This is a genomic window from Aquibacillus kalidii, assembly GCF_014280935.1.
Taxonomy (GTDB): Bacteria; Bacillota; Bacilli; order Bacillales; family Amphibacillaceae; genus Aquibacillus_D; species Aquibacillus_D kalidii.
Genome location: NZ_JACLZI010000016.1, coordinates 94,112 through 102,148 on the forward strand (window position 1 = coordinate 94,112; position 8,037 = coordinate 102,148).

General features: G+C 37.2%; 11 protein-coding genes. 10 read left to right on the forward strand and 1 reads right to left on the reverse strand.

The annotated features are described in order from the left end of the window. Window positions 1-135: 135 nt before the first annotated feature. A complete protein-coding gene (locus H7K77_RS03285) occupies window positions 136-657 on the forward strand; it encodes a YhcN/YlaJ family sporulation lipoprotein (RefSeq protein WP_186576287.1) in 522 nt (173 codons plus the stop codon). Between the two features lie 176 nt (window positions 658-833). After that, window positions 834-1,583: a YebC/PmpR family DNA-binding transcriptional regulator gene (locus H7K77_RS03290; protein WP_186576288.1), complete on the forward strand. Its 750-nt coding sequence runs from the start codon at window positions 834-836 to the stop codon at window positions 1,581-1,583. Between the two features lie 21 nt (window positions 1,584-1,604). On the opposite strand, the gene H7K77_RS03295 is transcribed toward H7K77_RS03290, so the two are convergent. After that, complete coding sequence (locus tag H7K77_RS03295) at window positions 1,605-1,922, reverse strand: hypothetical protein (RefSeq protein ID WP_186576289.1); 318 nt, start codon at window positions 1,920-1,922, stop codon at window positions 1,605-1,607. 429 nt (window positions 1,923-2,351) lie between these two features. Here H7K77_RS03295 and H7K77_RS03300 point away from each other — a divergent pair, with 429 nt between their 5' ends. The 8 genes from H7K77_RS03300 to yajC all read left to right on the forward strand — a co-directional run bounded on the left by H7K77_RS03300 (window position 2,352) and on the right by yajC (window position 7,837). Beyond that, window positions 2,352-2,675, forward strand: a complete 324-nt coding sequence (locus H7K77_RS03300; protein ID WP_186576290.1) for a hypothetical protein — start codon at window positions 2,352-2,354, stop codon at window positions 2,673-2,675. 155 nt (window positions 2,676-2,830) lie between these two features. Continuing rightward, a complete protein-coding gene (locus H7K77_RS03305) occupies window positions 2,831-3,388 on the forward strand; it encodes an intercompartmental signaling factor BofC (RefSeq protein ID WP_186576291.1) in 558 nt (185 codons plus the stop codon). A gap of 125 nt (window positions 3,389-3,513) precedes the next feature. Beyond that, window positions 3,514-4,122, forward strand: a complete 609-nt coding sequence (gene ruvA / locus H7K77_RS03310) for a Holliday junction branch migration protein RuvA (protein ID WP_186576292.1) — start codon at window positions 3,514-3,516, stop codon at window positions 4,120-4,122. Between the two features lie 15 nt (window positions 4,123-4,137). Continuing rightward, window positions 4,138-5,139 carry a Holliday junction branch migration DNA helicase RuvB gene (gene ruvB, locus H7K77_RS03315; RefSeq protein WP_186576293.1) on the forward strand — a complete coding sequence of 334 codons (1,002 nt, stop codon included), beginning with the start codon at window positions 4,138-4,140 and terminating at the stop codon, window positions 5,137-5,139. After that, window positions 5,136-5,336 carry a DUF2905 domain-containing protein gene (locus H7K77_RS03320; RefSeq protein ID WP_186576294.1) on the forward strand — a complete coding sequence of 67 codons (201 nt, stop codon included), beginning with the start codon at window positions 5,136-5,138 and terminating at the stop codon, window positions 5,334-5,336. The genes ruvB and H7K77_RS03320 overlap by 4 nt, the downstream gene beginning before the upstream one ends. Before the next feature lie 21 nt (window positions 5,337-5,357). Beyond that, a complete protein-coding gene (queA, locus tag H7K77_RS03325) occupies window positions 5,358-6,386 on the forward strand; it encodes a tRNA preQ1(34) S-adenosylmethionine ribosyltransferase-isomerase QueA (RefSeq protein ID WP_186576295.1) in 1,029 nt (342 codons plus the stop codon). 30 nt (window positions 6,387-6,416) lie between these two features. Then, a complete protein-coding gene (tgt, locus tag H7K77_RS03330; RefSeq protein ID WP_186576296.1) occupies window positions 6,417-7,556 on the forward strand; it encodes a tRNA guanosine(34) transglycosylase Tgt in 1,140 nt (379 codons plus the stop codon). A 17-nt stretch (window positions 7,557-7,573) separates the two neighbouring features. Next, window positions 7,574-7,837 (forward strand): preprotein translocase subunit YajC, encoded by a 264-nt coding sequence (gene yajC / locus H7K77_RS03335; protein ID WP_186576297.1) that lies wholly within the window; start codon window positions 7,574-7,576, stop codon window positions 7,835-7,837. Window positions 7,838-8,037 lie beyond the last annotated feature (200 nt).

Sequence of the window (8,037 nt, forward strand, 5' to 3'; positions counted from 1 at the left end):
AGTAAGAAAACTTCTTGCTAATTACTGCATGGCTATTAATGCAGAAAAAGTGGTAAGTTAGTTAAGTGTACTTCCATAATGTTACAGATTAAAAATACCTTCCTAACTAATCATAAGAGTAAGGGAGGTTTTCTTATGCGTAAAACGTTTCTAACAATACTAATTATCCCTTTCTTTCTGTTTGTTGGTTGTGCGAATAAAGAGGGTCAAGAAACTAGTGAGCAGGATCCTGTTAATGAATACCCACTTACCTATCAGACACAGAAACAAAAGGTTAACCAAGAAAATGTGGATCCGGAAAATATTAGTAATAACCGAAGTCGAGAAAACTACTTAGAGGGATACCAAGGTGATTTGCCTACTCCTGACCAAAGTAACCATACTATCGACGAGAGGTATCCAGAAAAAAGTAAGAGGATTGCAGAGGCTGTAAATGATATAAGTGAAGTCAAGCTAACACAGGTAACATTTGTTGATGATCAAGTCCAAGTTGCCGTTATGCTTGAACAAGAAGAGTACAAAGTCAATATTGAGGACATCATTGAAAAGATCGAACAACGTACAGAACAACTAGTTCCAAACAAAGAAGTTAGGGTATTTACAGATGCAATTTATTGGAATCAAATGCGGAATAGGAACGCAGGATGGATAGATTAGAGCGAGCAGAAGACCTTTGTCACGTTTAGATGTGACAAAGGTTTTTAAATCTCATTTATTAAATATATTTTGCTAATTGCAACCTAGGACAGTTCAAACGTAAAAATTTAAAGTCATTTACATAGTATGGTAAGGTGGATAAAGATATAATATTCAACTAAAGAGGAGAGGGTAAAATGGCTGGACATTCTAAATGGAAGAATATTCAACGCCGTAAAAATGCTCAAGACGCTAAACGAGGAAAGATTTTTATGAAATTAGCAAAGGAAATTTATGTAGCTGCTAAACAGGGTGGTGGGGATCCTGAAATGAATCCAGCTTTGCGATTAGCAGTCGATAAAGCAAAGGCCAATAATATGCCCAATGACAATATAGATAGAGCTATTAAAAAAGCAACAGGTGATTTGGACGGAGCAAACTATGAAGAGCTTACTTATGAGGGATATGGACCCGGTGGCGTAGCTGTAATGGTCGAAGTGCTTACAGATAATAAAAATAGAACTGCTTCAGATGTCCGCCATGCTTTTAATAAAAAAGGGGGTAATCTTGGCGAAAATGGTTGTGTAGCATTTATGTTTAACCGAAAAGGATATTTTGTCGTTGAAAAAGAGAAGGTTAAAGTAGATGAAGACACGATAATGCTTGAAGCAATCGAGGCTGGGGCAGAAGAAATGGAAACAAATGACAATACTTATGAAATCTATACTGATCCCGAAAGTTTCGATGATGTTAAACAGCAACTGGAGGAAAAGGGAATAACTTTTGAAACATCTGAAATTTCCATGATTCCTCAAACGCATACAAAGCTTGGTTCTGATGAGGCAGAACAAACGATTCAATTGGTCGATATGTTAGAAGACCTGGAGGATGTCCAAGAAGTCTATCATAACCTTGATGCAGAGGATGAATTTTGGGATAGCTTATAGGTTAAAAGCTGCGTCATAATATTACTGACGCAGCTTTTTATCTCGATAACCAATCGAAGAAATATCGAATACTTTAACATATGCAGAACTAGCATAACTGGGTAGTTTTTCACGGTGTTCTGCGTAAGCATAACTCATATAATCATCCATACCTCTGCAATGACGTTTTTCTTGAATCTCAAAAACGAATTTGATTTTAATGATACGTTCATCAGCAGTTAGTTGGTGACTTAGAATTTTGAATTTAGTCATCGTTTTTTTTAAGTGCTTTTTAGTAAGTAGGAAAGTGTAGTTATCAGTGGGTAAAATCAGTTCTGACTCACCAATAAACTGTATCATAACGTCACCCCGTCCACATTATAGCATAGAATAAATACTTTATTTTAACGTTCTGTTCATGAAGTATTGGTACTGCTACCATAAATTCTATAGATTCATTATAATTGGATATTTTCCCTAAAGAAGCTTTCCTCAAGCACCTAAATTCGACCATTATAATTTTTTACCGCTGCGGGTACCCTCTTAGCTTGCTATCCTTCTGTTTCTCTAATTTAAATGGCCTCTTTCGTTGAGAATTTCTTCCGTTTTTCCTTTTCTTCTTCGGTAGACTGCTCCTCGTGCCTAGAGGATTTTTATAAAATAGTTGCCCGCCACACTTTGTTAAAGATATTGTCATATTCCGTTCACATTCCTTAAATCAATTATCAATAGTTCCTTGTTACAATAGGGGAGAAATAAACATTAACCAATTTTAAAGAGGTGTTTAAAATGGGTGTTAAAGAAGAACTATTAGAAAAAGGTATAGAAGGAAATTGGAAAGATGCATTAAAACTCTTAAATAACTTTTCAGAAGATAGTAATGAGTATTTTCTAGTTTATAAGAGGGCAAACCAGACGAGTGAACACGAATTCAAATTTAATCGTGTTAACAAGATAGATAACGAAACTTTTGTTGTAGCATTTCATAATGAAGCTACAGATGATGGAATTAGATATTATAGTGGCGAAGATATGAAACTAAATCAAGCAGAAATAGTTGGTGTAAAGGTAATTGATCCAAGTAAATATGATTTCGTAGTATATACCGACTAATTCTAGTCGGTAATTTTTTTCCCCTTTTATAGATTATTTTCTTTGTTTTTTACAGTTTTTTTAGGATAGAACTACTATTATTGGTCAAACTTTAAATAGAAGTTCTTATCTTTCTCTTTTATGTAAAAGAAATTATCTTAGGACGGGGTGAAAATATGAAACAACATGTTGTACTGTGTCTAATCTCATTAACTATATTTATAGGTGGACTGGGAATAGCAAACTTTGTTCAAGCAGATGATAAAGAAAGTGCTGATAAAAGCCGCAGCGAGGAACAAGCAGTGCCAGTTCAAAAGGATCCACTTCAGTTAAAGGTTACTTTACGAAAACATTATATAGACGGTAAGATTGAGGAAGAAACACATACAGAGACGATTTGGTCTATGCAAGATTTCTGGGCTTATTACGATGGTTGGCAAGTAGTTAACCAGGAGCAGGGACAAATTGTATTTAAAAAGCAAGTGAAGGACATATCACCTTTCATGAAAGAGAATGGTTACTTTGGATTGTACAATGATATATTGACAATATTTGAAGGAAGGCCGGATGATCAGCAAGTTATCCAATCGTTTTATCAAATTGATACGAGTGAACTTGAAAGCTATCAAGCAGACCAGCTTCAAAGCGGTATAAAAATTGATTCAAAAGAAATTTATCAGTATGTACTGGAAGCATACCGAGAAATGACGCCATCAAAATCTGTTAACGGCTGATTCAAGGAGTCTAACTGAAATAGTTAGACTCTATTTATTTAGGTTAAATTAATCTTCTGTTATGCGAACATACGCTTGTATGATAATATAGTATAATAGGATCGATTAAGGGGAGACATGAAAAAATGATTGCATACATAAAAGGAATGCTTGAATCCGTAACGGAGACAGCTACAATAGTAGAAGCAAATGGAGTAGGATACGAAATATTATGTCCTAATCCGTTTGCCTTTCAGGATAAAATAGGAGAACAAGTTAAGATATTTACCTATCACTATGTACGTGAAGATATTCAAGTGCTTTATGGCTTTAAGAAAACAGACGAGAAAATCTTATTTTCTAAAATACTGAATGTATCTGGTATTGGACCAAAAGGTGCGCTATCTGTTTTGGCAACTACTAGTGTGCAAGATTTTGTTATTGCTATTGAGGAAGAGAATGAAAAGTTTTTAACTGGATTTCCAGGTGTAGGAAAGAAAACAGCAAGACAAATGATTTTGGACCTTAAAGGCAAGTTACCGTTTGATTATAGTATTACAGCATCAAATGTACCAGAAGGTAAAGGAATGTCTAAAGAACTTCAAGAAGCGCTAGAAGAAGCAATGGAAGCATTGAGGTCTTTAGGTTATTCAGATAAAGAAATTAAAGCAATTAAACCACTATTACAAGAAGAAAAGCATGCTAATCCAGATGCGTATGTTCGTAAAGGCTTAGCGTTAATGATGCAAAAATAAGAAAGGGTGAGTTTAGTGGACGAACGAATGATATCAAGTGAAATACAAGAGGACGACCAATCCATTGAGCTTAGTTTACGCCCTACGACTTTAAAGCAATATATAGGTCAACATAAAGCGAAAGCCAATTTAAGTATTTTTATAGAAGCTGCCAAGTTAAGGAATGAACCTTTAGATCATGTGTTGTTATATGGTCCACCGGGGTTAGGAAAAACAACGATGGCTGCTATTATAGCTAACGAAATGGGAGTTCAATTTCGGGCAACATCCGGACCGGCAATAGAAAGGGCGGGGGATCTTGCGGCAATACTATCTTCTTTAGAAATTGGTGATGTGTTATTCATTGATGAAATACATCGCCTACCAAGGGCTGTGGAGGAAATATTGTACCCGGCAATGGAGGACTTTTGCCTAGATATCGTGATTGGATCTGGTTCAAGTGCACGGTCGGTAAGGCTGGATTTACCCCCATTTACTTTAGTAGGTGCTACTACTAGAGCAGGATTGCTAACCGCGCCATTACGTGACCGTTTTGGAGTATTAAGCCGTTTAGAATTTTACGAGACAAAGGACCTTTGTTCGATTGTTGAACGAACTGCAGATATATTTGATGCTCCCATACAAAAAGACGCCGCAACAGAGATTGCCAGACGTTCCCGAGGCACCCCAAGGATTGCTAATCGTTTATTGAAAAGAGTAAGAGATATCTCGCAAGTTCGTGGCGAAAAAGAGATATCAGGTGAAACGACAAAACAAGCGCTTGAAATGTTACAGGTAGATCCAGCTGGTTTAGACCATATTGATCATAAGCTATTATTAGGTATTATGGATGGCTTTAGTGGAGGTCCTGTTGGCCTAGATACGATTGCTGCTACGATTGGGGAAGAATCACAAACGATTGAGGATGTTTATGAGCCATTTTTATTACAGATGGGCTTTATCACACGAACACCAAGAGGAAGAATGGTTACTAGTAAAGCCTACCAACATTTTAACCGGGAGGTGCCAGAGGCTTGACTGACTTCGGGAAACTATTTATTGTTATAGGGGTTGTATGTATCATTATAGGACTCCTATGGGGTATAGTTGGTAAGCTTCCAGGTGATATTAGTTTTAAGAAGGGAAATGTATCGTTTTATTTTCCTATCATGACTTCTATCGTCGTAAGTATCATTTTGTCCTTGATATTTTATATTATTGGTAAGTTTAGATAAAGAAAGAGTTGGGAGATAGCTATGGAAATAAACGAATTTGATTTTGATTTACCTGAGGAATTAATTGCACAAACACCATTGAAGGATCGCACATCCTCTCGCCTGTTGGTGCTTGATCGAAACAATCAGAAAATGGAGCATACTCATTTTTCTGAAATCATTTCTTATTTGCGAGATGGGGACTGCCTCGTTTTAAATGATACACGTGTGTTACCTGCAAGGCTATATGGTAGTAAAAAGGATACTGGTGCGAAAGTCGAAGTGTTACTTCTTAAGCAAGAAGAAGAGGATTTATGGGAAGTGTTAGTGAAACCGGCTAAGAAGATTAAAGAAGGAACGGTTATCACTTTCGGAAACGGAAAACTAATGGCTACATGTACAGGTACGAAAGACCATGGTGGAAGAATGCTCCAGTTTAATTATGATGGAATCTTTCTAGAAGTGTTAAATGACCTTGGAGAAATGCCGTTACCACCTTATATTAAGGAACAGCTGCCTGATAAGGAACGCTATCAAACAGTGTACGCTCGTGAAGAAGGTTCTGCAGCAGCTCCAACAGCAGGGCTCCATTTTACTAATGAATTACTACAACAGTTAAAGGATAATGGGGTAGAGATAGCTTTTATTACGTTACATGTTGGGTTAGGGACCTTCCGCCCTGTTAGTGTTGATTCTGTAGAAGATCATGATATGCATGCAGAGTTTTATCATATGACAGAAGAAACTGCAGAACAACTTAATAGAATCAAAGCTTCTGGAGGTCGAATTATATCTGTGGGCACAACATCCACGAGAACACTAGAAACAATTGCAAGGGATCATGACGGTAAGCTAGTTGCAGCAAGTGGTTGGACAGATATTTTTATCTATCCACCTTATCAATTTAAGGCTATAGATGGATTAATTACAAACTTCCATCTTCCCAAATCAACCTTAATCATGCTCGTCAGTGCCTTTGCAGGAAAATCCTTTGTATTAGACGCTTATCAAGAAGCAATCGCTAATCGTTATCGTTTTTTCAGCTTTGGCGATGCGATGTTAATCATTTAAATATAGATTTTGAAAAGAAAGGGTATGAATATGCCAGCGATCACCTATGAATTAATTAAAACATGTAAACAAACAGGTGCAAGATTAGGAAAAGTACATACACCACATGGTTCCTTTGAAACACCAATTTTTATGCCTGTGGGCACACTTGCGACAGTAAAAACTATGAGTCCTGAAGAGTTAGAGGAAATGGGAGCGAAGATAATTCTTTCCAATACCTATCACCTCTGGTTAAGACCGGGAGAAGATATCGTTAAGGAAGCAGGTGGACTTCACAAGTTCATGAACTGGGATGGTTCTATTTTGACCGATTCTGGAGGCTTTCAGGTTTTCAGTCTAAGCGATTTACGTCAAATCGAAGAAGAAGGCGTACACTTTAGAAACCACATTAGTGGAGAAAAGTTATTCCTTTCTCCAGAAAAAGCTATGCACATTCAAAATTCATTAGGCTCTGATATTATGATGGCTTTTGATGAGTGTCCACCTTATCCTGCTGAACATAAATATATGAAGGATTCCGTGGAACGGACTAGTAGATGGGCAGAGCGTTGTTTAGAAGCACATCAAAGACCGGATGTTCAAGGTTTATTTGGAATTGTTCAAGGTGGAGAATACGAAGATTTACGCCGCCAAAGTGCACGAGATCTTACTTCTATGGATTTTGCAGGCTATGCAGTTGGTGGATTATCAGTTGGAGAACCGAAAGATGTGATGAACAGGGTACTGGACTTCACAACCCCACTGTTACCAACTGATAAAGCCCGTTACCTTATGGGAGTCGGCTCTCCTGACTCATTAATTGATGGGGCAATTCGTGGTATTGACATGTTTGATTGTGTTCTTCCTACTAGGATTGCAAGAAATGGTACTTGCATGACATCGAATGGTAGACTAGTAATTCGTAATGCCAAGTATGCCCGTGATTTTGGTCCAATTGATGAAAATTGTGACTGTCATGTATGTCGAAATTACTCAAGAGCATATATCCGTCACCTAGTAAAATGTAATGAAACATTTGGTTTCAGGCTTACTACTTACCATAACTTATATTTTCTGTTAAAATTAATGGGGCAAGTACGCGAAGCGATTAAAGAAGATCGTCTTGGCGATTTCAGAGAAGAATTCTTTGAGCAGTATGGGTTTAATAAACCAAATGCGAAAAACTTTTAAATAAAGGGGGGAACTAGATGGCTACTTTGGTCAATCTTTTACCAATAATATTAATGTTTGTAATCTTCTACTTTCTATTAATTCGTCCGCAGCAAAAGAAACAAAAGGCTGTGCGCCAAATGCAATCGGAAATGAAGAAGGGTGACAAAATTATTACTATAGGCGGTATGCATGCTACTGTTCATGCATTAGATGAAGATACAGTAGTATTAACCGGACAAGATGGTACGAAACTTACATACGATCGTTCGGCAATTAGAGAAGTATTAAGCCAAGATTAATAATAAAAAAGGAAGGATTCAATCGAATCCTTCCTTTTTTCGTTGGCAATTGTCATTTTGTATGACGCAATTGAGATAAAATCTGCAGTAACTTTATTAAAACCTTTTGGATGTGTGCTTGAACTCGTTCCGGCAGAATACTCCGCTTTCCGTGGGCACGGCCTCAAGCCTTCCCGTGACGCAAAGAACGCTCTTCCGGG

What these genes read in the sequence shown, in the direction of transcription:
- H7K77_RS03285 (WP_186576287.1), top strand. Translation starts at nt 136, where the DNA reads ATGCGTAAAACGTTTCTAACAATACTAATTATCCCTTTCTTTCTGTTT.
- H7K77_RS03290 (WP_186576288.1), top strand. Translation starts at nt 834, where the DNA reads ATGGCTGGACATTCTAAATGGAAGAATATTCAACGCCGTAAAAATGCT.
- ruvA (WP_186576292.1), top strand. Translation starts at nt 3,514, where the DNA reads ATGATTGCATACATAAAAGGAATGCTTGAATCCGTAACGGAGACAGCT.
- tgt (WP_186576296.1), top strand. Translation starts at nt 6,417, where the DNA reads ATGCCAGCGATCACCTATGAATTAATTAAAACATGTAAACAAACAGGT.
- H7K77_RS03295 (WP_186576289.1), bottom strand. Translation starts at nt 1,922, where the DNA reads ATGATACAGTTTATTGGTGAGTCAGAACTGATTTTACCCACTGATAAC.
- yajC (WP_186576297.1), top strand. Translation starts at nt 7,574, where the DNA reads ATGGCTACTTTGGTCAATCTTTTACCAATAATATTAATGTTTGTAATC.
- H7K77_RS03305 (WP_186576291.1), top strand. Translation starts at nt 2,831, where the DNA reads ATGAAACAACATGTTGTACTGTGTCTAATCTCATTAACTATATTTATA.
- queA (WP_186576295.1), top strand. Translation starts at nt 5,358, where the DNA reads ATGGAAATAAACGAATTTGATTTTGATTTACCTGAGGAATTAATTGCA.
- H7K77_RS03300 (WP_186576290.1), top strand. Translation starts at nt 2,352, where the DNA reads ATGGGTGTTAAAGAAGAACTATTAGAAAAAGGTATAGAAGGAAATTGG.